Origin of the sequence: Citrobacter sp. Cpo090 (assembly GCF_030332665.1) — a bacterium.
GTDB lineage: Bacteria > Pseudomonadota > Gammaproteobacteria > Enterobacterales > Enterobacteriaceae > Citrobacter > Citrobacter portucalensis.
Genome location: NZ_JAOWHK010000025.1, coordinates 20,195 through 43,746, shown reverse-complemented (window position 1 = coordinate 43,746; position 23,552 = coordinate 20,195). Strand labels below are relative to the sequence as shown.

At 51.2% G+C, this 23,552-nt stretch carries 21 protein-coding genes; 4 read left to right on the top strand and 17 right to left on the bottom strand.

The features are described from left to right. Window positions 1–10: 10 nt before the first annotated feature. From OGY83_RS02725 to tar, 4 genes are read right to left on the bottom strand one after another with little or no spacing between them, the layout of a single operon-like run. Entirely contained in the window at window positions 11–1,060 is a 1,050-nt protein-coding gene (locus OGY83_RS02725; RefSeq protein ID WP_003833872.1) for a protein-glutamate methylesterase/protein-glutamine glutaminase, read from the bottom strand. Further along, window positions 1,057–1,929, bottom strand: coding sequence for a protein-glutamate O-methyltransferase CheR (cheR, locus tag OGY83_RS02720; protein ID WP_003833874.1), 873 nt, complete (start codon window positions 1,927–1,929; stop codon window positions 1,057–1,059). Before cheR ends, OGY83_RS02725 begins: the two co-directional genes overlap by 4 nt. A 19-nt stretch (window positions 1,930–1,948) precedes the next feature. After that, a complete protein-coding gene (gene tap, locus OGY83_RS02715; RefSeq protein WP_286635217.1) occupies window positions 1,949–3,550 on the bottom strand; it encodes a methyl-accepting chemotaxis protein IV in 1,602 nt (533 codons plus the stop codon). A gap of 43 nt (window positions 3,551–3,593) precedes the next feature. Next, window positions 3,594–5,249 (bottom strand): methyl-accepting chemotaxis protein II, encoded by a 1,656-nt coding sequence (tar, locus tag OGY83_RS02710; protein ID WP_286635216.1) that lies wholly within the window; start codon window positions 5,247–5,249, stop codon window positions 3,594–3,596. A gap of 407 nt (window positions 5,250–5,656) precedes the next feature. On the opposite strand from tar, the gene OGY83_RS02705 reads away from it, so the two are divergent. Continuing rightward, window positions 5,657–6,916 (top strand): dicarboxylate/amino acid:cation symporter, encoded by a 1,260-nt coding sequence (locus tag OGY83_RS02705; RefSeq protein ID WP_003833882.1) that lies wholly within the window; start codon window positions 5,657–5,659, stop codon window positions 6,914–6,916. Between the two features lie 76 nt (window positions 6,917–6,992). Here the strand turns inward: OGY83_RS02705 and cheW are convergent, their stop codons facing one another. From cheW to flhD, 6 genes are all read right to left on the bottom strand, one after another. Next, window positions 6,993–7,496: a chemotaxis protein CheW gene (gene cheW / locus OGY83_RS02700; protein WP_003034638.1), complete on the bottom strand. Its 504-nt coding sequence runs from the start codon at window positions 7,494–7,496 to the stop codon at window positions 6,993–6,995. A 20-nt stretch (window positions 7,497–7,516) separates the two neighbouring features. Next, window positions 7,517–9,553 (bottom strand): chemotaxis protein CheA, encoded by a 2,037-nt coding sequence (gene cheA / locus OGY83_RS02695; protein ID WP_286635214.1) that lies wholly within the window; start codon window positions 9,551–9,553, stop codon window positions 7,517–7,519. 4 nt (window positions 9,554–9,557) lie between these two features. Beyond that, window positions 9,558–10,487, bottom strand: coding sequence for a flagellar motor protein MotB (gene motB / locus OGY83_RS02690; RefSeq protein WP_016153441.1), 930 nt, complete (start codon window positions 10,485–10,487; stop codon window positions 9,558–9,560). Beyond that, window positions 10,484–11,371 carry a flagellar motor stator protein MotA gene (gene motA, locus OGY83_RS02685; RefSeq protein WP_016153442.1) on the bottom strand — a complete coding sequence of 296 codons (888 nt, stop codon included), beginning with the start codon at window positions 11,369–11,371 and terminating at the stop codon, window positions 10,484–10,486. The genes motB and motA overlap by 4 nt, the downstream gene beginning before the upstream one ends. 124 nt (window positions 11,372–11,495) lie before the next feature. Further along, entirely contained in the window at window positions 11,496–12,080 is a 585-nt protein-coding gene (gene flhC, locus OGY83_RS02680; protein ID WP_008785071.1) for a flagellar transcriptional regulator FlhC, read from the bottom strand. Beyond that, a complete protein-coding gene (flhD, locus tag OGY83_RS02675) occupies window positions 12,077–12,418 on the bottom strand; it encodes a flagellar transcriptional regulator FlhD (protein WP_003034622.1) in 342 nt (113 codons plus the stop codon). The genes flhC and flhD overlap by 4 nt, the downstream gene beginning before the upstream one ends. A 793-nt stretch (window positions 12,419–13,211) precedes the next feature. Here flhD and uspC point away from each other — a divergent pair. Then, complete coding sequence (gene uspC, locus OGY83_RS02670; protein ID WP_079939943.1) at window positions 13,212–13,640, top strand: universal stress protein UspC; 429 nt, start codon at window positions 13,212–13,214, stop codon at window positions 13,638–13,640. 17 nt (window positions 13,641–13,657) lie between these two features. Here uspC and otsA read toward each other — a convergent pair whose 3' ends face one another. The 6 genes from otsA to OGY83_RS02640 all read right to left on the bottom strand — a co-directional run bounded on the left by otsA (window position 13,658) and on the right by OGY83_RS02640 (window position 20,543). Then, window positions 13,658–15,079: an alpha,alpha-trehalose-phosphate synthase gene (gene otsA / locus OGY83_RS02665; RefSeq protein ID WP_286635212.1), complete on the bottom strand. Its 1,422-nt coding sequence runs from the start codon at window positions 15,077–15,079 to the stop codon at window positions 13,658–13,660. Continuing rightward, window positions 15,054–15,857: a trehalose-phosphatase gene (gene otsB / locus OGY83_RS02660; protein WP_286635211.1), complete on the bottom strand. Its 804-nt coding sequence runs from the start codon at window positions 15,855–15,857 to the stop codon at window positions 15,054–15,056. The genes otsA and otsB overlap by 26 nt, the downstream gene beginning before the upstream one ends. Window positions 15,858–16,032: 175 nt before the next feature. After that, window positions 16,033–17,019 carry an L-arabinose ABC transporter permease AraH gene (araH, locus tag OGY83_RS02655; protein ID WP_003034609.1) on the bottom strand — a complete coding sequence of 329 codons (987 nt, stop codon included), beginning with the start codon at window positions 17,017–17,019 and terminating at the stop codon, window positions 16,033–16,035. 14 nt (window positions 17,020–17,033) lie between these two features. Beyond that, window positions 17,034–18,548: an arabinose ABC transporter ATP-binding protein AraG gene (gene araG / locus OGY83_RS02650; RefSeq protein ID WP_123267404.1), complete on the bottom strand. Its 1,515-nt coding sequence runs from the start codon at window positions 18,546–18,548 to the stop codon at window positions 17,034–17,036. Window positions 18,549–18,680: 132 nt separating this feature from the next. Further along, window positions 18,681–19,670: an arabinose ABC transporter substrate-binding protein gene (locus OGY83_RS02645; RefSeq protein ID WP_079939946.1), complete on the bottom strand. Its 990-nt coding sequence runs from the start codon at window positions 19,668–19,670 to the stop codon at window positions 18,681–18,683. 315 nt (window positions 19,671–19,985) lie between these two features. Then, on the bottom strand, window positions 19,986–20,543 hold the full coding sequence (locus OGY83_RS02640; protein WP_286635207.1) for a DJ-1/PfpI family protein: 558 nt from the start codon (window positions 20,541–20,543) through the stop codon (window positions 19,986–19,988). Window positions 20,544–21,096: 553 nt separating this feature from the next. Here OGY83_RS02640 and OGY83_RS02635 point away from each other — a divergent pair. Further along, complete coding sequence (locus OGY83_RS02635; protein ID WP_286635205.1) at window positions 21,097–21,600, top strand: non-heme ferritin-like protein; 504 nt, start codon at window positions 21,097–21,099, stop codon at window positions 21,598–21,600. Window positions 21,601–21,739: 139 nt separating this feature from the next. Here the strand turns inward: OGY83_RS02635 and OGY83_RS02630 are convergent, their stop codons facing one another. Continuing rightward, on the bottom strand, window positions 21,740–21,991 hold the full coding sequence (locus OGY83_RS02630) for a DUF2766 family protein (RefSeq protein WP_003034595.1): 252 nt from the start codon (window positions 21,989–21,991) through the stop codon (window positions 21,740–21,742). 129 nt (window positions 21,992–22,120) lie between these two features. On the opposite strand from OGY83_RS02630, the gene OGY83_RS02625 reads away from it, so the two are divergent. Further along, window positions 22,121–23,542, top strand: a complete 1,422-nt coding sequence (locus OGY83_RS02625) for an MFS transporter (protein WP_286635203.1) — start codon at window positions 22,121–22,123, stop codon at window positions 23,540–23,542. Window positions 23,543–23,552 lie beyond the last annotated feature (10 nt).

Genomic DNA, 23,552 nt, shown 5'->3' with positions numbered 1-23,552 from the left:
AACTCCTGATTCAAATACGTATTGCCTGTCCGGCACTAATTTTCACCAGCATTTGCTGGCTCACCTGGCTAAGATCGACCACTTCGCTTACGCCACCCATATTGATGGCCTCGCGCGGCATGCCGAACACCACACAACTTGCTTCGTTTTGCGCAATGGTCCAGGCTCCCGCCTGGTTCATCGCTAACATTCCGGCTGCGCCATCGTTGCCCATACCGGTCAGGATCACCCCGACGGCATTGCGCCCCGCATGTTTCGCCACCGAATGGAACAGCACATCCACTGAGGGTCGATGCCGATTAACCGGCGGACCGTCATGAATTTTGATTTGATAGTTCGCGCCGCTGCGCGCCAGTTCCATATGCTTGTCACCCGGCGCGATATATGCATGCCCCGGGAGTACGCGCTCTCCGTCTTCTGCTTCTTTCACGGTTATCTGACACAGTTTGTTCAGACGTTCGGCGAACGAACGGGTAAATCCAGGCGGCATATGCTGGGTTATAAGAATACCGGGACTTGAAAGCGGCAATGGCTGGAGTACATGGCGAATTGCCTCTGTTCCTCCGGTTGAGGCGCCAATCACCAACAGTTTTTCCGAACTGAGTAATGGCCCCGCTTTCAAGGTCGTCGGTGCCGCCATGGGCTTATGGGCCGCCAGTTTTGCCCGCGATGCGGTGCGGATTTTCTCCGCAATCATCTCGCTATACGCCAGCATTCCTTCGCGGATCCCCAGTTGCGGTTTGGTGACAAAATCAATCGCCCCCAGCTCCAGGGCCCGCAGCGTGACCTCTGAACCTTTACCGGTCAGTGAAGAAACCATCACCACCGGCATTGGACGCAGGCGCATCAACTTCTCAAGGAAGTCGAGGCCGTCCATGCGCGGCATTTCCACGTCCAGCGTCAGGACGTCGGGATTGTATTTTTTGATTAAATCCCGGGCGACCAACGGATCCGGCGCCGTCGCCACCATTTCCATATCACTGTGGCTGTTAATAATTTCGGTCATGATTTGACGCATCAATGCAGAATCATCTACCGACAACACCCTGATTTTACTCATGCTTTATCCTTACCTGGCGCATGCGCATACACGGTCTGTCCACGCAGGCTAAACTCGCGCACGAGGTTGCTAAAGTTTTCTGAATGACCTGCAAACAGCAGCCCATCGGGTTTAAGAAGAGGAACAAAACGGTGCAAAATGTCCTGCTGCGTCGTTTTATCGAAATAGATCATCACGTTACGGCAAAATATGGCATCAAAAGGGCCTGGCACGTTGTACTGTTTATCCAGTAAGTTCACGCTGGAAAACTCAACATGACCTGCCAGTTCCTGCCGAACGCGTACCAGCCCTTCATGCGGTCCGGTGCCGCGCATGAAATAACGCTGCAGCTGCTGGGGTGACAGCGTCTTTAGCTCATCGAGGCGATAAATGCCATTTCTGGCCTTTTCCAGCACTTCGGTATCAATGTCGCTGGCAAAAACACGCCAGCGGCCCGGTGCCATACCTAAGGTATCGGCAAGCGTAATCGCAATGCTGTAGGGTTCTTCTCCGGTTGACGCCGCCGCGCTCCAGACGCGGTATTCACCGTTGCGCCGACGAGCATGATCTGACAGCACCGGAAAATGATGCCCTTCGCGAAAAAACGCGGTCAGGTTGGTAGTCAGGGAGTTAATAAAAGCCTGCCACTCAGCACTGTTCTGGTTAGCTTCCAGCATGCTGAGATAGCGACCAAAGTCATCCAGCCCCAGGGTTCGCAAACGGCGGACCAGGCGGTTATAAACCATGTCCCGCTTATGGTCGGCCAGTACTATCCCCGCACGCTGGTAGATTAATTGACATATCCGACGAAAATGCGCGTCAGACAGCGCGAGGCGCTGTGTCATCTGTAACAATAATGACGTTTGCCCGGAGGGCAGAGATGATGTCATAGCGCCTTCTCAATCACATTCAGGATACAACGGGCGCAACCTGAGGCTGCGCCAACTCTTGTTTTGCTACGGTTTGCTCTTCAAGTTTAAAAAATGCGACACAGGCAGAAAGATGATCGGCCTGCGTCGCAAGTTGTCCGGCGGCGGATGCGGCTTCTTCCACCAGCCCGGCGTTTTGCTGCGTCACTGAGTCCATCTGGCTGACGGCCTGCGCCACCTGCTCAATGCCTCTGCGCTGTTCATCGGATGCCGAGGCAATCTCGCCCATGATGTCGTTAACCTGGGTCACCGAACTGACTATTTCCGTCATAGTGCGCGACGCCATATCCACCAGCTGCGAGCCCTGATGCACCCGGGTGACAGACTCCTCAATGAGCCCCTTAATTTCTTTCGCCGCCTGCGCGCTACGGCTTGCCAGATTGCGCACTTCACCAGCGACGACGGCAAAACCACGCCCTTGCTCCCCCGCCCTGGCGGCCTCTACCGCGGCATTCAACGCCAGGATATTGGTCTGGAAGGCAATGCTGTCAATCACGCCAATGATGTCGCCGATTTTCTGCGAGCTGGCAGAAATCTCATGCATGGTGCTGGTGACCCGGGACGTCTGCTCGCCACCTTTATGCGCTGTGTCTGCCGCACTTTTGGCAATTCCTGACGCCTGGCGCGCGTTATCAGCGTTCTGGCCGACGGTGGCGGTTAGTTGTTCCATACTGGCTGCCGTTTGTGCCAGCGCAGCCGCCTGCTGTTCGGTTCGCGAAGATAAATCGTTATTGCCCATCGCGATTTCTGAAATACCGCTATGCATGGCTGAGCTGCCCTGACGAACGTCACTTACCGTTTCGCGTAACGCCTTTTGCATCTTCTGCAGGCTGGCAAAAATGGCCGAGATCTCATTGCGCCCATAAACCGCTACCGGTCGTGCCAGATTTCCCGCGGCAATACTGTCGAAATGGCTGCCAATAATCGCCAGCGGCTGAACGATCATCTTGCGCGACCAGAACAGCGCACCGCTGGTGAGCAGTGCCGCCAGTACCACCATGGTGGCGAAAATCACCCCCGACATGTGATAATTGCGCTGACTCTGCTCCCCTGCCGTTTGCAACACGCTGTCAATGTTGCTCTGCCACGCATTCACATTCGCATCAAAAGCATCCTGAGCCGCCTGCACCGGCGCGGTCAGAAAATCTGACAACTGATTATTTTCAAGCCAGGTGGCCTGATGCGCGAGGGCGCTGTGCCACTGGCTGAAACTATTCTCCGTTGCACCAAACAGCGCCTTTCCTTGTTCCGCCGAATCCGACGTCGCTATAAAGCGTTTAAACATCAATTCAGACTGCGCCAGGCTATCGCGCGCGAGGGTCATCAGCGTTTTGATGTCCTCTGGCGGATAGCTCAGGGCGGTCAGCGTCCCTGCCTTATTAAGGGCCGTACTGGCCTGTAATAACACAGCGCGGGTTTGTGCCAGCGCAGCGCGTTGCTGATTACTCCGTTCGACCTGATTCAGGTTCTGAAAACCGTCCCGAAATGCCCAGAAGGACAAGCCATTACTGCCAATCTGCAAAACACCGCAGAGGATTAAAATCAAAAACAGCGTGGTCGAAATTCGAATACGATTAAACATCAACGCTCCCATCGGGCGGCACTGGCCGCGGTTTAACTATCAGTCAAAATGTTTCCCAATTCGTATCTTGTTCAATGCTCTGGCGCGGATAGGATGCGCTCGGGGCCGCTGGTAATCGTGTATCGCGTGGTTTTGTCGAGGCTGGACGTGACGCAAGACGGAAAGTCGATACCGACTGCGTCAGGCGACTGGCCTGTTCTTCAAGAGCGGCCGCTGCGGCAGCTGACTCCTGTACCAAAGAGGCGTTCTGCTGCGTAACGCGATCCATTTCAGAGACCGCGAGCGCAACCTGATCAATCCCCCGGCTTTGCTCGTCGGAGGCTGAGGCAATCTCACCCATGATATCGGTCACCCGCGTCACGGCATTGACGATGTCGTTCATCGTTTCCCCTGCGCTTTCCACCAGTACAGAACCGGTATCAACCCGGGAAACGGAATCTTCAATCAACGCTTTGATCTCTTTTGCCGCCTGCGCACTGCGGCTTGCCAGATTACGCACTTCGCCCGCCACCACGGCAAAGCCGCGGCCTTGCTCACCGGCGCGTGCTGCTTCAACCGCCGCGTTCAGTGCGAGAATGTTGGTCTGAAAGGCAATGCCATCGATGACGCTGATGATGTCGGCGATTTTCTTCGAGCTATCGGCGATTTCGTGCATGGTGTTCACCACGCTATCAACCACTTTTCCGCCATGCTGCGCGGTGTCAGAAGCGCTTTTCGCCAGTTGCGAGGCCTGACGCGCGTTGTCCGCGTTTTGCTTCACGGTTGCGGTCAGCTGTTCCATGCTGGCTGCGGTCTCTTCCAGCGCAGACGCCTGCTGTTCCGTTCGAGATGAAAGGTCAGTGTTTCCGCTGGCAATTTCGCTGGTACCGGAATAAATCGCATCAGAGCCTTCACGCACCAGAGTGACGGTTTCCGTTAGCGAGCGCTGCATATGATCAACCGTACTGGCCAACTCGCCGATTTCGTTACGACCGCTAACGGTGAGAGTTGCGGTCAGGTTACCGCTGGCGATTTCCCGAATATGGGCAATAACGCGGGAAAGAGGATTTAGAAGGGTATGACGGATACCGTACCAGACCACCACCAGAATCAGTACCAGCACGACGGCCAGCACGCCAAGCTGCCATTGGGAGAAATGGTAATCCCGCGCGCTTTGATCAAATGCCTGAACGTAAAGCTTTTCGCTAACGCTGGCGTACTTGCCCAGCGCCTCGCCGAGCGCGTTTTGCATTCCCTGCGTAGGCTGCGCAAAGTAGGCGTCCATATTGCCGCTTTCCAGAAACTGAACCAGTTCTGCCAGGGCCGCATGGTACTGCTGATATTTTTCCTCTACGTTGCCGCTGGCTTCTGCCATTTCCGGCAACGGTGTGATGTTTTTAAATTTTGCGTAATGCGTTTCAGCCTGCGCAAGCGATGCTTTCGCATTCTTCAGCAGATCGTTTTTGGCGCTGCTTTGCTGGTTAGACGCATCCATCATCATGCGCGCAGAAGAACGGCTTAAATTGATTCGTGTTTGCAGCATCAGATCCCATGTTGAGGTGAGTTCACTTTGCTGCTGTCGAAGATCGTTAGAAATAACAAAACTTTGCTGATTCTGCTGCAATGAAGAAAACAACAGACCACCGGAAACAAGCTGTAGCAGTGCGAAAACCCCCAGCACCATCATCAGCATTGTGACAACGCGGATACGGTTAAACATAAGGCACCTTCCTGAAAACGAGTTATCAACGTTATCGGCAGTGGCTGAGATAACTTTACGTTTGCGAAAAGGAAATCCTGAAGGGATGTGAAGCCTGGCGAGGGGAAGGTAAAAACGGGTGCGCAACAACCACAAATCATTCACATAAAAACACCATAATTATCATGCAAATAACATTTATATTCATCGGTGAGCACGGTCAGATTGGCTGAAACACGCTTTTTTGTGTGATTTAGATCACACAATCACTTTGTAAATACCACAACAAAATGGATAAAAAATTAAAAAAAGTTGTATCCGCTTACGCTTTAATCCAATTTATATGATGAATACTTCGTTACCACTTAATAAGTATAAAAAATGAGTAACCGATCAATAAATGTTAAATCCTTACTGAGGGCTTTTTAGTGGCAAATGCAAACAAACTCACGTTGTTTATCGTGATCTTCATGCTGGCGGGGATCCTGTCGGGTGCGGTGATCCACTCTTATGCCTCCCCCGGCGTTGTAACCGCCTGGGCCGATAATATTACGCTTCTCACCGACATCTTTTTACGTCTGATTAAGATGGTGATCGCGCCTTTAGTATTCAGCACCCTGACCGTTGGTATTATGCGTCTGGGGGAAACGTCCACCATCGGTCGTGTGGGCGGGAAAGCCATGATCTGGTTTATCAGCTCTTCTATATTGTCTATTCTGGTCGGTCTGTTTGTGGTTTCCCTTGAGCAACCCGGCAGCGGGCTGAACCTGGCGATCCCGCTGGAAGCCACCGACACCGGTCTCGCCGTGGGCGGCATGAGCCTGAAAGGTTTTCTGACGCATACCATTCCAACCAGTATCGCCGAAGCGATGGCTAACAATGAGATCCTGCAAATTGTGGTGTTCTCGATGTTCTTCGGTATTGGTGGCGCATCCCTTGGTGAGAAATTCAACGCCCCGCTGGTTGCGGCGCTGGATGTCGTTTCCCACATTATGCTGAAAGTGACTGGCTACGTGATGTACGTTGCACCGCTGGCTATTTTTGCCGCCATCTCCTCCGTAATCTCCACCCAGGGGCTGGGGATCCTGCTTAACTATGCGTCGTTTATCGGCGGCTACTATGTGGCGATTTTACTGACCTGCCTGGTTCTGCTGGCGGTGGGTTATGTCATGCTGAAAAAAGAGGTATTTCGCCTGGTAAGCATGCTGAAAGACCCGGTTCTGGTCGCATTCACTACCAGCAGCTCTGAGGCCGCTTATCCGAAAACGCTGGAGCAATTAACTAAATTTGGCTGCTCACCCAACATCGTGTCATTCGTGCTGCCTATCGGTTATTCGTTTAACCTGGTTGGTTCCATGGTCTACTGTTCATTTGCCTCCATGTTTATCGCGCAGGCCTATAATATTCACCTCTCCTTCGCAGAAATCACCGTCCTGATGCTGACGCTGATGCTGGCGTCCAAAGGGATTGCCGGTGTGCCGCGTTCAGCACTGGTGGTGCTGGCTGCAACCATCCCGAGCTTTAATATTCCGGTCGCCGGGATCCTGTTACTGATGGGAATTGACCACTTCCTGGATATGGGACGTTCAGCAATCAACGTATTAGGTAACGGGATTGCAACGGCGATGCTGGCGCAGGATGAAGGTTTACTGGAAGAAGAACCGGAGCTGGTTGAGCGGGAAGCGTAAGAGGGAAATCTGCCGGATACGCTACGCTAATCCGGCCTACAACAGCAATCATTGTAGGCCGGATGAGTTATGGCGATTATGCGACGTGGGAAGCGGCAATATCCAGCAGCGCCATTTCTTCGCTGTTCAGCAGCTTCTCAATGTTGACCAGAATCAGCATCCGGTCACCCAGCGCACCCAATCCCGTCAAATATTCCGTCGACAGCGTGACCGCAAACTCTGGTGCCGGACGGATTTGATCCGTCGTCAGCGACAGGACATCCGAGACGCCGTCTACCACAATCCCAACCACCCGCTGACCCAGATTCAGCACAATCACCACGGTGTTTTCGTTGTAATCCACATCGCTCTGGCTAAATTTCACGCGCAGGTCGACGATAGGCACAATCACACCACGCAGGTTCGTGACACCTTTGATAAACGCAGGCGTGTTAGCGATGCGCGTCACCTGATCATAACCACGGATTTCCTGCACTTTCAGGATATCGATACCGTACTCTTCATCCCCCAGCGTAAACACGAGGAATTCCTGACCTGACGGTTCGCCGGCCAGTTTAGTTACATTACTCATACCGGTCATATTATTCCCTTCTCACTCAATCAGGCGGCTGTGATCGCCACACGTTGTTCGCGGTTTAACCCCTGCAATGCAGAGACATCGACAATCAGCGCGACGCTGCCATCGCCGAGGATCGTTGCAGCAGAAATACCTGGCACTTTGCGGTAGTTACTTTCCAGGTTTTTGACCACCACCTGGTGTTGGCCAATTAACTGATCGACCAGCAGCGCATAGCGACGTCCTGCACTTTGTAAAATCACTACAATGCCCTGAGTTGCTTCTGTTTTTGCGCCTTCAACCTCGAAGACTTTCCACAGCTCAACCAGCGGTAAATATTCGCCACGCACTTCCAGCACGCGCTCTCCTCCGGCCAGCGGATGGAGATCTTCTTCGCGCGGTTGCAGCGATTCCATCACGGCATTCAGTGGCAGAATGAAGACCTCATCCGCCACGCGCACGGACATCCCGTCGAGGATCGCCAGCGTCAGCGGCAGCAGAATGCGAATAGTAGTCCCCTGTCCCTGTTTAGACTGGATCTCAACATGGCCGCCCATCTCCTGGATATTTCGCTTCACCACATCCATACCCACGCCGCGTCCGGAAACATCCGTCACCTGTTCGGCGGTCGAAAAGCCTGGCGCGAAGATCAACATACCCACTTCGTCATCGCTCATGTTTTCGTGGATCGGCATGCCCTGAGAGACAGCTTTAGCCAGGATACGTTCGCGGTTCAGGCCAGCGCCATCATCGGTCACTTCAATACAAATATTCCCGCCTTGATGCTCCGCGGAAAGCGTCAGATTGCCAATTGGGCTTTTACCGGATTCAAGGCGTTTTTCCGGCAGTTCGATACCATGGTCGAGGCTGTTACGCACCAGGTGCGTCAACGGATCGATGATGCGTTCAATCAGGCTCTTATCGAGTTCGGTTGAGCTACCTACCTGCGTCAGCTCGACCTGTTTACCCAGCTTACCGGCCAGATCGCGCACCAGACGAGGGAAACGGCTGAACACATACTCCATTGGCATCATACGAATCGACATCACCGACTCTTGCAAATCTCGGGCGTTACGTTGTAACTGACCCATACTGGTGATGAGATCGCCATGATTGACAGGATCCAGTTCGTTAGAGCGCTGGGCCAGCATCGACTGCGTGATCACCAACTCACCGACCAGGTTAATAAGCTGATCAACCTTTTCAACCGCTACGCGGATACTGGTCGACTCGCTGGCGCGGGCTGGTTTTTCACGTTCCACGCGGCTATGTGGTGCTTCACTGGCGGTAGCTTTCACCGCAGGTGCCACAGCAACCGGCTGCGGCTCAGTGACAACAGTCACCTCTTCAGGTTCTACTGCCACAGGCGCTGCGCTGACGGTTTCGAATTCAATTTGGTCAGCTTCAATGACAAAGCAGAGCACCGCGATGATGTCATCTTCTGCAAGGTTGCCATCAAGCGTTGCTGATAACGTGTCGCTTCCTTTTACCACATCGGTTAAGGTCGCCAGATTCCCCAGTTCCTCTTCCAGTAAATCCACTTCGCTGGCTTTCAGACGCGAGAGAGTAATGCGTTTTTTACTCTCTTCACTGGCGGATTCTGGCTTTGCAACCGCCTCTTCCTGCATCGCGGCGCTGTCAACAACGCTCAGTTTTGCTGAGTTGACTACTGCCGGTGCGGTTTCACCTTTCGCTTCGAGCGCTAACTGCCGTAATGCCTGGCAGATGTACTCAAAACTTTCGGCATCAGGCTCCACTGAGCTTTTATAGGCGTCGAGCTGTTCCTGCATAATATCTTTCGTTTCCAAAAACAGGTTGATAATGTCGGCATTGAGCTGCATCTCGCCACGCCGCGCTTCATCCAGCAGGTTTTCCATCAGATGGGTCGTTTCCTGCAAAATGGTAAAGCCGAAGGTGCCCGCCCCGCCTTTAATCGAGTGCGCTGCACGAAAAATGGCATTCAGCTGTTCGGAATCCGGGGCTTCAGGAACCAAATCAAGAAGGTGTTGCTCCATATCAGCCAACAGTTCGTCAGCTTCATCAAAAAATGTCTGATAAAAATCGCTAATATCCATGCTCACGCTATCACCTCGGATTGGCTGGTGGCGATGTGGGAACGCTTGCCGGCGGAAGTTCCGCTGGCTGTTGTAAGACACTTACCGGCTCATTCTGGCTTTCAGCGTTTTCATGCAAAATGGCCTCTTCCGCCTGCTTATTGAGAACCAGCAGGCTAATACGGCGGTTGATAGCGTCTTCGGGACCGCGATCGCTCAGACGCATCGTGGCGGCCATACCTACCACACGTAATACTTTTCCATCATCCAGACCGCCGCTAACAAGCTCGCGACGCGATGCATTTGCGCGATCGGCGGACAATTCCCAGTTGCTGTACCCTTTCTCACCATTCGCGTAAGGGTAATCATCCGTGTGACCGGAAAGGCTGATCCGGTTAGGGATGCCGTTGAGCACCGGAGCAATCGCGCGCAGGATATCGCGCATGTACGGCTCAACTTCAGCGCTACCAGTCTTAAACATCGGCCGATTCTGACTGTCGATAATCTGTATCCGCAGCCCTTCCTGAACTAAATCAATCTTTAAATGCGGACGCAGCGCTCGCAGTTTGGGATCGGATTCAATCAATTGATCGAGATCGCCGCGAAGTTTGCTCAAACGGCTCTGTTCCATACGTTTTCGCAGGTCATCAATATTCGGCTGCTTGTTCACCTCGCCCTGCTGCTGGGTGTAATCATCCCCGCCGCCTGGAATCGGGCTTTGGCTATTCGAAATACGATTTCCCCCGGTCACTGCGGTGGCCAGCGGTGTACGGAAATATTCGGCAATCTGGATCAATTCTTTAGGGCTGGAAATAGAAATGAGCCACATAACCAGAAAGAAGGCCATCATCGCGGTCATAAAATCGGCGTAGGCGATTTTCCACGAACCATGCGCCCCACCACCGTGACCTTTATGCTTGCGTCGCTTTACAACGATAATGGGATGGGCCTGATTTTTCATGCGTCCTCGGTCGTCTGCTGCGCAGTTGGATTTCTCACCGCACGAACATGCTCTTCCAGCTCGATAAACGATGGTCGTTCGCTGGAATACAGAGTCTTACGACCAAACTCGACGGCAATTGGCGGCGCGTAACCATTCAGATTGGAGAGCAGCGTTATCTTCACACACTGCATCATTTTGGTTGTTTCAGCGCTTTTCTGCCGCAGAACGCTGGCAAGCGGAGAAATAAATCCATAGGCCAGTAAAATACCGAGGAATGTCCCTACCATCGCATGCGCAATCAGCGAACCCAGCTCAGCCGCCGGACGATCGGCAGAAGCCAGCGCATGAACAACCCCCATGACCGCCGCCACAATGCCGAACGCCGGTAATGAATCACCCACCATTGCCAGACTGTTAGCCGGAACTTCGGCCTCACTTTCGTGAGTCTCAATTTCTTCGTCCATCAGCGCTTCAATTTCAAACGTATTCATATTGCCGCTGATGATCAAACGCAGATAATCGACAATGAAATCAAGCATTACGGCATCCGCAAGAATGCGCGGATAGCTAGCGAAGATTTCGCTCTCTTTGGGGTTTTCGATGTCGCGTTCAAGCGAGAACATGCCCTGCTGACGTGACTTGGCCATCAGGCGATACAGCAGCGCCAGCAGATCCATATACATCGCTTTGGTGTATTTTGAACGACGAAAAAGCATCGGGATCGCTTTCATCGTCCCTTTGATGGCTTTCCCGTTATTGCCGACGATGAATGCCCCAATACCCGCGCCACCGATAATCACCAGCTCAGCCGGTTGATAGAGTGCCCCAAGGTGTCCGCCGGTCATCATGTAACCGCCGAAAACTGTACCAATAACAACCAGGTAACCTAATAAGATAAGCACGACATCATCCTTTCGCAATTGACTATGACAGGATGCGCAGTCGGGCAATTAACGTAAGGTCAGGACAAAAAAAAGCAGCGGTAATCGCTTACCGCTGCTGGAGTGTTTATCCACACCGTATCAGTTAAACAGCCTGTTCGATCTGTTCATCCAGCAGTTGTGGAATAATATCGGCAGCATTCTGGGAAAGTTTACGTCTTTTTACGGCCCGTGATGGCGGCTGACATAAACTGCAGGCAAAGCTACCTGCGGGTTGGTGTGCGTGGGTGATAAAATTCCCACCGCAGCAATTGCATTGGGACAACTCCAGCAATCCGCTGTCGACAAAACGAACCAGCGTCCATGCGCGAGTTAGCGCCAGCAGCGGCCCCTCTTCCGGCTGCGGGCACTGCTCAAGATATAAACGGTACGCTTTGATCACGGCATCCACGCCGCTGCACAAACCGGTTTTGAGCAGGAATTGCCATGCGTTACAAAACATTGAAGCATGAATGTTTTGTTCCCACGTCATAAACCAGTCGGTGGAGAACGGCAGCATCCCTTTTGGCGGAGGGCTACCGCGTAATTCTTTGTACAGCTTGATAAGTCGACCACGGCTTAATTGCGTTTCGCTTTCCAGCATTTGCAAACGGGCGCCTAATGTGATTAATTCCATTGCTAACTGGATATCACGCGCTTCCTGAACAATGCTTTTTTCGCTCATCATCAAGCCCTTTTCTTACGTGCTGCATCATCAATGTCGCTTAACAGGCGTGTTGAAAGCATGATACCGGTATGAATTTGCTGAAGATCGTCAACGCGGGAGTCTTGCGTCAGGCGAGTAACAGTCTGGTGATCGTCGAAACGGAAATGACATACCAGTTGGTTTGTTTCGGCCAGTTTGACCATTTGAGGAAGTGTTAATGTTGCCAACGTGTCCGCCATTTCCTCGCTGATACCAAGGCGAAACATCGCAGATGCTTTGTCCTGAACGATCAAACGCTGTGCAAGCAATAAATATGACAAATTGATGTCATAAATGTGTTTCAGCAACTCGGATGTATGCATTATTTGCATCCATAATAACCAACATTGTTTTCATGCGGCAAAACCGCACCCCGTGATGTCGCCGGGAAGGCCCGGTAAAAAAAAGCAAAAGGTCAAATACATAGCAGCGTGACGACACTTACGCGTTGTCTAAACATTCCTTCTTAAGAAGGCAGCGTCCCTTACAAGCTCACATCAATTCTTACAAATGTCTAAGATTTTTCCTAATTCGACGCAACTCTACCCGCCGTCAGTTACACATACAACGGAGCTATACTGCGAATTTAAAGAATATGTGATCAAGATCACATAAATCAGCCAAACACTTAACATAAATCCATCAGCGCGGCTTTTACTTTGCTTATTTTCTGACCCCATATTCTTCATTTCAATTCCTGGCGTACGAATATTCTTGCATTAAAAGCGAATAGTATTTTGTTCACAAACGTTAATATCACGTCGTGAAATAGCGAGTTGGATCACATATTTAATGTAAAGCGTTATTTTAATTAAATGCTTTGTAAACAAAGACTTAAATAATAAGGTTGATTAATTAATACCAGACAGTGATAACCGCTTAAATGTTAAAATATGTTTATTTTTTATTAACACATTGTTTTCATTAGCAGTGGGTTTTACTTAAGTTACCTGAACATATCTGCAACCAATATGAATCGATTATTCTATTTATAAGAATAATTAATGAATAATCATGATGACATTCACACTATGAAGGAAGGAAACGTTGCAGTATGGAGTAAGCTGAGTAAAACTGAAAAATCCTCTCATAATTCTTGAAAAAAAGGAGCGAGTTATGAGCTATTCGCACATTCTTGTTGCTGTTGCCGCCACCCCTGAAAGTCAGCAGTTGTTAGCCAGGGCGGTTTCTATCGCTCGTCCTGTCAACGCCCGAATTAGCCTGATTACACTGGTCTCAGACCCCGAACTGTATAACCAGTTTGCTGCCCCCATGCTGGAAGACCTGCGTGAAGTGATGCAGGAGGAGACTCAGGATTTTATCGACAAGCTCAGCAAAGAAGCAGAATACCCCATTGAACATACCTTCATTACCTATGGGGCTCTGAATGAACATATCCTGGATGTCTGCCGTAAACACGCTGTTGATCTGGTCATTTACGGCAACCATAACCACAGTTTTTTTTCGCGCGCGTCCTGTTCAGCGAAAAGCGTGGTCGGTGCCAGCCAGGTGGACGTTCTGTTAGTTCCGCTGGCTGGAGATTGATCTTCATTTTTTGAACGTCACGCCAGTTTAGAGCAGGAAGAAACGTTACCTGGCAATGGCTGTTTACTCTGGCGTAGGGACACTTTTTCCAGATCGCAAATGAACTGCGCCTGCCAGCTGTCGATATCATTTTTAATGATCGTTGCAAGCATCTCAGCGTGGCGGGAAATACGCTCAGCAAGTGGCATCGTCAGCGCCTGGTTTAATGCGCCTGCCACTTCATCCCGATCATAGGGATTAACAATAAGCGCGGAAGTAAGCTCATTCGCAGCCCCGGCAAATTGCGATAACACCAGCACGCCAGGGTTAGCAGGATCCTGTGCGGCCACAAACTCTTTCGCCACCAGGTTCATACCATCGCGCAACGGAGTCACCAACCCTACGTCAGAGTAGCGGAAGATCTTCATCAGCAATTTACGATCAAAGTACTGGTTCAAATAATAAAGCGGCGTCCAGCCCAGTTGCCCATATTTGCCATTGATTCGCCCTGCCTCTGTTTCCAGTTGGTGGCGAATATCCTGATAGGCCTGCACCTCTTCACGCGAGGTCGGAGCTATCTGCGTATAGCGAATTCTACCGTGGTGCTGCGGATAATGTTCCAGTAAAGCCTCATAGGCCTGAAAGCGCTCCGGCAAGCCTTTGGAGTAATCCAGACGCTCCACGGAGAAAATATTCTGCACATTTTTAAGCTCCGCTTTTAGCTGTGCCAGTTTTGGCGGCAGCGGTCCGGACGCCTGTCGTGCAATCTCATCAGGTTCAATACCGATGGGATAGACCTGAGTGCGAAACGCTTTTCCCCATGCCTGGTGGTGCTTATCTTTATGCGTGGACACCCGAGTCTGGGCTGCGAGACAGTCCAGAAAAGCCTGACGATCGTTTTCGGTCTGGAAACCGAGTAAATCGAAATCACACATCTGCTCAAGCAGCGCCTGATGTGGGGGGAGCGCATTAAAAATTTCCGGCGTCGGAAAAGGAATATGCAGGAAAAAACCGATGCGGTTATTCACACCGCGTTTACGCAGTTCGCTGGCAAACGGCAACAGATGGTAATCATGAACCCAGATAATATCGTCATCGCCAAGCAGCGGCAGAAGTTTATCCACCAGTAAGGCATTAACCCGTTGGTAGCCTTCCCAGGCAGAGCGCTGAAACTGTACCAAATCGAGGCGATAGTGAAACGCAGGCCATAAAACGGCATTTGAAAACTGGCAGTAATACTCTTCGTAATCTTGCTCACTCAAATTAAACGAGGCCCAGGTGATATTGCCACGCGTGACCTTTTTTAACGGTTTATCCTCATTACCTGTATCACCACTCCAGCCAAACCACAAACCACCAGCAGCTTTTAACGCGCCCAGTACACCGACCGCGAGCCCACCCGCGCTCCCTTTGTCATCTGGTGAGGCGATACGATTAGATACTACGACTAAACGACTCATAGCCACCTCTTCTGTTATTCGTTGCTTTCGATTCTTGCTGCGAAGAGTTAATTTTCTCCAGCCAGCGCCAGACATCCCTGACGCCATCCAGACGCCATGTCGCCTGCGTCGGCCCGATCCCCACCTTTACGGAAATACCACCAGCGCGGTTAACCACAGCAAATCCTGTTTCATCTGTCAGATCGTCACCAAAAAACACAGGGATCCGGCCCGCAAAAGGCGCTTCCTGCATAAATGCAGCTATCGCGTCGCCTTTATTGCTGCCCTTAGGCTTTATTTCCACGACACATTTACCGTGCTGTAAAGCAAGCTGCGGCCATCTGCGCGTGATGTGTTCTGCCAGGGTAATCAGCGCCGCTTCATGTTCGGGTGCCTGGCGATAGTGCAACGCGAAAGCCATGCCTTTGGTTTCCAGCGTTGCCCCTGGTAATGTCACTAACGCTGCGTGTAATAACGCCCCGGCTTCACGCTCGATACCTTCAGGCAGGTGTACTATGTGCGTTTGACCATTGATATCACGGCGTTCTGCCCCATGCACTCCGGCAAGCGGAAAACGAAACGGAGTAGTGAGTGCGTCAAGCTCAGCCATTGAGCGCCCTGAAATCAATGCCAGCGCATCCGCATTATGCGTCGCTAACTGATGTAAACATTGCAGGATTGTCTTAGGGACAACGACCTGGTCGGGAAAGGGTTTAATCTCAGCAAGTGTCCCATCGAGATCAAAAAAATAAGCACAGTTTGCAGATTGTTCAGGGGGTAAGATCAGTGATGCTGTCACCCGGTTATCCTCCTCATCATGGTCAGAACGCCACGCGGATCGCGGCGTATAGATGATGTATGACGGATATAAGTATAGACAGTGTGACCATGCTCGCCATTTGGAAAAACAATCGCCAGCCGGGTAGCGGCTGGCGATGGGCAGAAGCTAGACTAAAAAGTTGGGGTTTAAATCATCAAACGGTACGCTTCGCTTTTTGCTTGTAACGGTCGAAGATCACCGCCGCCAGCAGGATGAGGCCGCGTACTACATACTGCGCGAACGGAGAGATATTCAGCAGGTTCATCGCATTCTCAACTGTACCCAGGATCAGCACCCCGGCCACCACATATGAGATTTTTCCGATGCCGCCTTTAAGCGAAACGCCCCCTAGCACGCAGGCTGAAATCACGATCAACTCATAACCGATTGAGGTCATGGGCTGGCCGCTGGTCATACGCGATGCGAGGATAATCCCGGCAATGGCGGATACCAGACCGGAAAGAATAAAGATAATAATCTTGGTACGAACAACCGGAACCCCTGCCAGGCGCGCCGCCTCTTCATTGCCCCCAATGGCCAGCGTATTACGCCCAAACGTGGTTTTGTTCAGCAGTAAGCCAAAGACAATGAAACAAACGACCGTGATCCAGATAGGCGCCGGCAGACCAAACCAGTTAGCATAGCCGAGTGTGAAGAAACGCTCGTCTTCAATCCCGACTGCCTTACCGTCGGAGATAATATAGGCCAGACCACGTACAATCTGCATTGTCGCAAGAGTAGTGATCAGGGCGTTAATTTTTAACCGCGCAATCACGAACCCATTCACCAGACCACACAGAATACCGAGCAGCAGCCCGGCAGCCACGCCAATCCACAGACTTTCGGTCATGTTAATGACCACGGCAGTGGTAACACCAGCACAGGCAATCACAGATGCGACAGACAGATCGAAATCACCGGATGCCAGGCAAAACAGCATCCCGCAGGCAACCATACCCGACATCGATACCGCCAGCCCTAACCCCTTCATGTTGATAAAAGTAGCAAAGTTTGGCACAAAGAGGGAACAAACCAGGAACAGCACGGCGAACACCACCAGCATGCCGTATTGATCCCAAATGCGCCCCAGATTTAGCGCCGACTTCGCTGCGCCAGAACCCGATGTAGAAACGGAAGACATCATACTCTCCTTATTCAGGCTACAGCCTGGCTGACTTTAGGCATAGCAAGGCTCAACGCCTGGCGCTCATCCGCCTGTTCATGAAGTAACTCACCGGCAATTTCGCCTTCTCTCATCACCACAATACGGTCGGCGACACCGAGCACTTCTGGCAGGTCACTGGAAGCAAACAATACGGCCACACCGCGCGCTGCGAGGGCATAAATCACGTTGTAAATTTCATGCTTGGCGCCCACATCAATGCCGCGTGTAGGTTCATCCAACAAAATCACTTTCATCTCTTCCGATAACCAACGACCAAGGATAGCTTTCTGTTGATTACCGCCGGAGAGATTCATGATCAGTTGCTCTGCACCCGGCGTTTTGATGTTGAGTGAACGAATATGGTGATCGGCATTGGTCTCTTCCCAGCCGTTGTTGATCACGCATCCCCCCAGAACATGCTTACGCCGTGCACTAATGTTGATGTTGTTGCGCACTGAATGGACCGGAATGATCCCTTCGGCTTTGCGATCCTCCGGGCACAGCATCATCCCTGCTGCAATGGCATGGCTTGGTTTACGGATATCGATAGGCTGTTCATCAATAAATACCTGGCCCGCCGTGATACGCGTACCGCCGAACAACCCTTTCATTAATTCGCTACGTCCGGCCCCCACCAGGCCAAACAGTCCGACAATTTCACCGCTTCGCACAGATAAACTGATTGGCGTACGCACGCCTGGAGCTTTGACTTCATGCAGCCGCAGACGCTCTGTGCCATACGGCCTGGATTTCCAGCCATAGATATCCCCGAGGTCGCGCCCGACCATCGCCTGCACCAGCGCATCATGATCGACCTGCTGCATATCCGTGAACGTTTTGACGTAATGACCATCTTTAAACACGGTGATGGCATCGCTAAGGGCAAAAATCTCCTCCATACGGTGCGAAACGTACAGAATGATGCGTCCTTCGTTGCGCAGCTCACGGATAACGCGAAATAAATTCTCAATCTCGCGAGCCGACAAGGAGCTGGTGGGTTCATCAAAGGCGATAATTTTGGCATTTCGCGCTAGCGCTTTTGCAATCTCCACCATCTGCCACTGACCAATGGAGAGGTATTTCAATGGGGTATCGGGATCGATATCCATTCCCAGATGCTTCAGCTGGATTCCTGCTTCATAGTTCAGCAGCGAGCGGTTCACAATCCCGCCTTTGTGCGGTAACTGCCCTAAATAAATATTCTCGGCAACGGTCATTTCCGGGACGAGATGCAGTTCCTGATAAATAATGGCGACACCGGCGTTGAGTGCGGCAGTGGTATCCGCAAACGAAACTTCCTGTCCGCGGATCGTCAAAGATCCCGTCGTTGGCGCATAGTTACCGCTGAGAATTTTTAAGAGTGTTGATTTCCCGGCGCCATTTTCGCCCATCAGCGCATGCACCTGTCCGGCATAGCAGTCGAAACTGATATCCGTCAGCGCCTTAACGCCCGGGAACGTTTTGCCGATGCCGCGAAATGAGAGATACGGGGTAGACTGTTGCATAACGTCTCCGTGAGTCAGGATTTTGCCGGCCTGGAAAACCGCCGGACGTAGGCCCGGTAAGCACAGCGCTACCGGGCATTGCGCCGGATGGCGGCTTCGCCTTATCCGGCCTGCAACATGGCAGCATTTCTGTTACTTACCGCCTAAGCCTTTCTTCGCCAGCTCTTCTTTGAAGTTATCGCGGGTAATCAGCACCACATCTGTTACTTCAGTGAATGCCGGTGGCTCTGCACCTTTCGTTACCCAGTTGTAGAGCATTTCACTGGATTTGTAGCCGTGCACGTCCGGGCTTGGCAACAGTGAGCCGTAGAACCCGGTCGCTTCGCCTTTAGACAGTTCGCTAACCGCGTCAACGCCGTTAATCCCGATACCAATCACGTTTGGCGCTTTGAAGCCCTGCCCTTCGGTCGCACGTACGCCACCCAGCACGGTGTTGTCGTTCATGCCGACAATCAGCCAGTTTTTGACTTCAGGATGCTGAACCAGCATGGAGTTGGCGGCGTCGAATGCGCCGGGGATGTCATTCGATTTTGTTGGGACCTGGTAAATCTGTTTTTCCGGGAAGCCTGCGGCTTTAAGTGCTTCCATTGAGCCAGAAGTACGACGACGTGCGGTATCCAGTTCGTTGGCGGTAATGGCCATTACGGCGGAGGATTTCACATCCCAACCGCGTTTTTGCATCTCCTTGTACAGCTCCTGACCCTGGCGCTCACCAATTTTGGTTGCCGCCATCATCACCAACGGTACGGTATCCATCGGCTTACCTTTCGCGTTGGCAAACTGATCATCGACGGCAATGACTTTCATATCGTAGCCACGCGCTTTAGCCATAATGGCTGGCCCCAGTTTTGGATCTGGCGTGCAAATCACAAACCCTTTTGCTCCACTTGCAGCCAGGCTGTCGATGGCGTTCAGGGTTTTCTCGCCATCCGGAACGGCAATTTTAATCACCTCAAAACCAAGGTCTTTACCGGCTTTATCGGCAAATTTCCATTCCGTCTGGAACCACGGTTCTTCCGGCTGTTTGACCAGGAAACCGAGCTTCATGGATTCAGCGATAGCGGATTGTGACATAATGGCAGCCAGACCGATGGCAGCCAGCGCTTTAGTGAATTTGTGCATGGTTAACTCCAGCTTTAACGTTCTTTTATGTAGGGTAAAATCAGACGATTTTTTGTAATTCGGACGTAAAACAAGGCATTACCTTTTATTGATAAGATTAATGCCAGTGCTGAGAGTATTTTTAGCGGGAAATTGATTCTCCATAAGAGAGCGGCATCACACCACAGAATTACAGTAATTGCGTACATAAATTCAGCGGGAAATGACATAAAAAAACGCGGTTTTGTCGACGGGAAAAAAGAGAGATAGCAGATTAGTCCATAAGGTCAGCCAACGAATCCTTGTTCCCGAATACCGAAGCATTCGGGAGAATGATTACCATCGGTAATAAATGTGGTCAGCGTGATCGCGAACCGGAAGGTCATCTCCCAATAGACGCGCCGCAAGCGTGAAAGCAAAATCGAAAATATGCCCTAACCCTTTACCGCTAATCAGGTTGCCATCTTCCACAACCGGCGCATCGATATATTCCCCATCCGTGACGTTTTGCCACAGATCCCCCGAACACACGTAGCGACGCCCCTTCAGCAGGCCGTTGCCACCCAGCACGCGCGCAGCCGCAGAACACACCGGGCAAATGAGTTTTCCTGCCTCGTCATGGCGAGCGATAAACTGGATGACAGCCTCACTGGCGGCAAGATTAACGCTGCCCTGCGGCCCGCCGGGTAACACAACGGCATCGTAAAGATCCGTCTGGCGCACAGCCAGCGTGCTGTCCGTCACCATCGGCACGTCATGGTAACTCACCACCGCACGGGACTCGGCGCAGGCCAGTGTTTCAACTTCGATCTGCAGGCGGCGCAGAATATCAATGGTAACAATGGCTTCCGCCTCTTCAAAACCAGGTGCCAGTAGCACGGCAACCTTTTTCATACACACTCCTCGATTTTTCCAAATACACCTAACAATAAATGCCGAATCATTCAGGTGCTTAACTTTATTAGTTTCCACAAAACTGATCTGGCGCAAAAAATTAGTCAGCAGATAACGTTCAACCACACATCTCAATGGTGAAATTTCTTCATCCTAAGAGCAGATAATCATCTGGTGACAGACAATACCTGATTGTGAAATTCAATTTCGTGATATGAAACACCATTTCAATATCAACATTTCGCTTTAATGATATAAATATCAATCTCTTACATTCACATGATTTATATGCACAAGCAGAAAAATCACTAATATTGCTATGACAATATGTAAAAAATCATAAATACGCAGATTTAAGGATTTTCTTATGTTGGGACAGGCGTTATGCTGAATCTCGATCGGGAGCGAATATAATTCGTGATCACTAAAGGACCGGCGGAACGGATTTATTCTGCTAACAGTTTTAATTGTACGTAGAGGTGAAGTGTAGCGGCAGCCCGTTGCACTGACGTAAGTAACGTACATCCCCCTTTCTGGAAATAAGGATATTGATATGGCTGCAGTTGGAATTGTTCATAAACTCAACACACAAATGAACCTCGAGTTCTACGCATCGAATCTTTACCTGCATCTCAGTGAATGGTGCTACGAACACAGCCTGACTGGCACCGCAACCTTTCTACGCACCCAGGCGCAAGGTAACGTGACTCAAATGATGCGTATGTTTAATTTTATGAAAAGTGCCGGGGCTAACCCCATCGTCAAGGCTATTGATGTTCCGGGTGATGAACTAACTTCCCTTGAAGAACTGTTTCAGAAAACGCTGGATGAATACCAACAGCGTTACAGCAAGCTATCTCGCTTAACCAATGAAGCAGAAGCCTTGAATGATGCAACAACCATTGATTTTCTTCACGATCTGGAAAAAGATCAGCAGCAGGATGGCGTGCTGTTACAGACGATTCTTGATGAAGTACGCAGCGCTAAACGTGCGGGACTGTGCATGGCACAAACCGATAAGCACCTGCTGAACGTCGTGAACTATCAACATCACTAATCTTCAATTTTCATCATGTTAATGCCGGATAACGATGCGACGCACCTTATCCGGCTGGCGCTAAATTATCTCTACACTCACGCCTCTCATTCTACGAGGCGCAAAAAAACCTTTCTAAAACCTGAAACAACGGTTTATTTTAGTGAGATTCATTCTGCGGCGTGAATTTCAACTCGATCAAGGCAACCGCTTTTTGTATTGCGCGCATAGTGACCGGATCGGCGCCTGCAGGATGGCTGGAAAAGTCGATGCTTTTCAGCTGGCTGGACATTTTCTCCCGAACTTCTACTGGGGCAATAACATCAAGAACATCCAGAATCTGCTTGATAACCAGCTGACAGGCAACAACGTCCGAGAGCAGTTCCTGATCGGCATTCAGTGTTTGGGACATAGTGAGCTCCTTATAGAAAGGTCGTCATAGTACCCATTCAACGAACGAAACGATAGCCGCGCAGGCATTACGAATGCGCTGAAAATAAAAAAAGTTCCAGTCAGTTTCTTTTGAGATGGCAAGCACAACATGAGTGAACATTTAGCGGTTGAGAACAAACGCGGTCTATCCCCGGCTGCATTACTTGTTGCCGGGGCTTTCTTTATGGAGTTTATTGACGGCACGGTGATTGCCACCGCTCTGCCCGACATGGCAAAAAGTTTTGGCGTACAGGCAGTTGACCTGAACATAGGTATCAGCGCCTATCTGATCACCCTCGCGGTGCTGATTCCCGCCAGCGGCTGGATTGCGGATCGCTTCGGCGCCCGAAAAGTGTTTACCCTGGCGCTGGCGATATTTACTCTCGCCTCGGTTTTATGCGGTTTTTCCGAAAGCCTTGAGAGCTTTGTCGCCATGCGAATCTTACAGGGTGTAGGCGGCGCGCTAATGGTTCCTGTTGGCCGACTCGCGGTATTGCGCACCACGCCTAAACATCAGTTGATCACCGCTATTGCGACCCTGACCTGGCCCGCGTTAGTCGCGCCCATCATTGGCCCTCCCCTTGGCGGATTCATTACCAGCTATGCCAACTGGCGTTGGATTTTTTTCATTAATGTACCGCTCGGAATACTGGCGATTGCGCTGGCGCTACGTTTTATCCCGGATATTCAAGACGACGAGCGCCGCCCATTTGATATAACTGGATTTATCGCAACCTCTGTTGCGATGGTGAGCCTGGTGTATGCCATGGAGTTACTGGGAACCCAACAGCCTCAGGGCTGGCTGACCGCCGGGCTTTTGGCGCTAGGAACAGTGACCTTTCTGTTTGCCCTGCATCATTTTCGTCGCACCGCCTGGCCAATGATTCGCCTTGATGCCATGAACGTCCCGACTTTTCGCGTCACCATGTATGGCGGATCGCTGTTTCGTGCCTCTATCAGCGCCGTGCCGTTTCTGCTGCCGTTAATGTTTCAGGTAGGTTTTGGCATGAACGCTTTTCACGCGGGTTCGCTGGTGCTGGCGGTATTTGTCGGCAATCTGACAATTAAACCTGCCACCACACCGTTGATACGCTGGCTGGGCTTTAAGAAACTGCTGTTGATTAACGGTGCGCTTAACGTCCTGGCGCTGCTGGCCTGTGCATTAATTACGCAGCAGACCCCCGTGTGGGTTATTTTGCTGGTGTTGTATCTGGGTGGCGTGTTCCGCTCAATTCAGTTTACCGGCGTCAGCACGCTTGCCTTCGCGGACGTCCCCGCAGCACAAATGAGCTACGCTAATACGCTGTTCAGTACGGCAACACAATTAGCGGTGGGATTGGGCATTTCTTTAGCCGCTATTGGCATCCGCATTGGCGATGTGGTCAGTGAAAGGCTGGCATTGGGCAATATTCCGGGGATCAGTTTCCGGCTGGCCTTTGTCGCTATTGCCATTATTTGTCTGGTAGGTATGGTGGATACGCTGCGGCTCACCCGTGATGCAGGAAGCGCAGTATCGAATAAGAACAGGTAGCCCGGAGGGT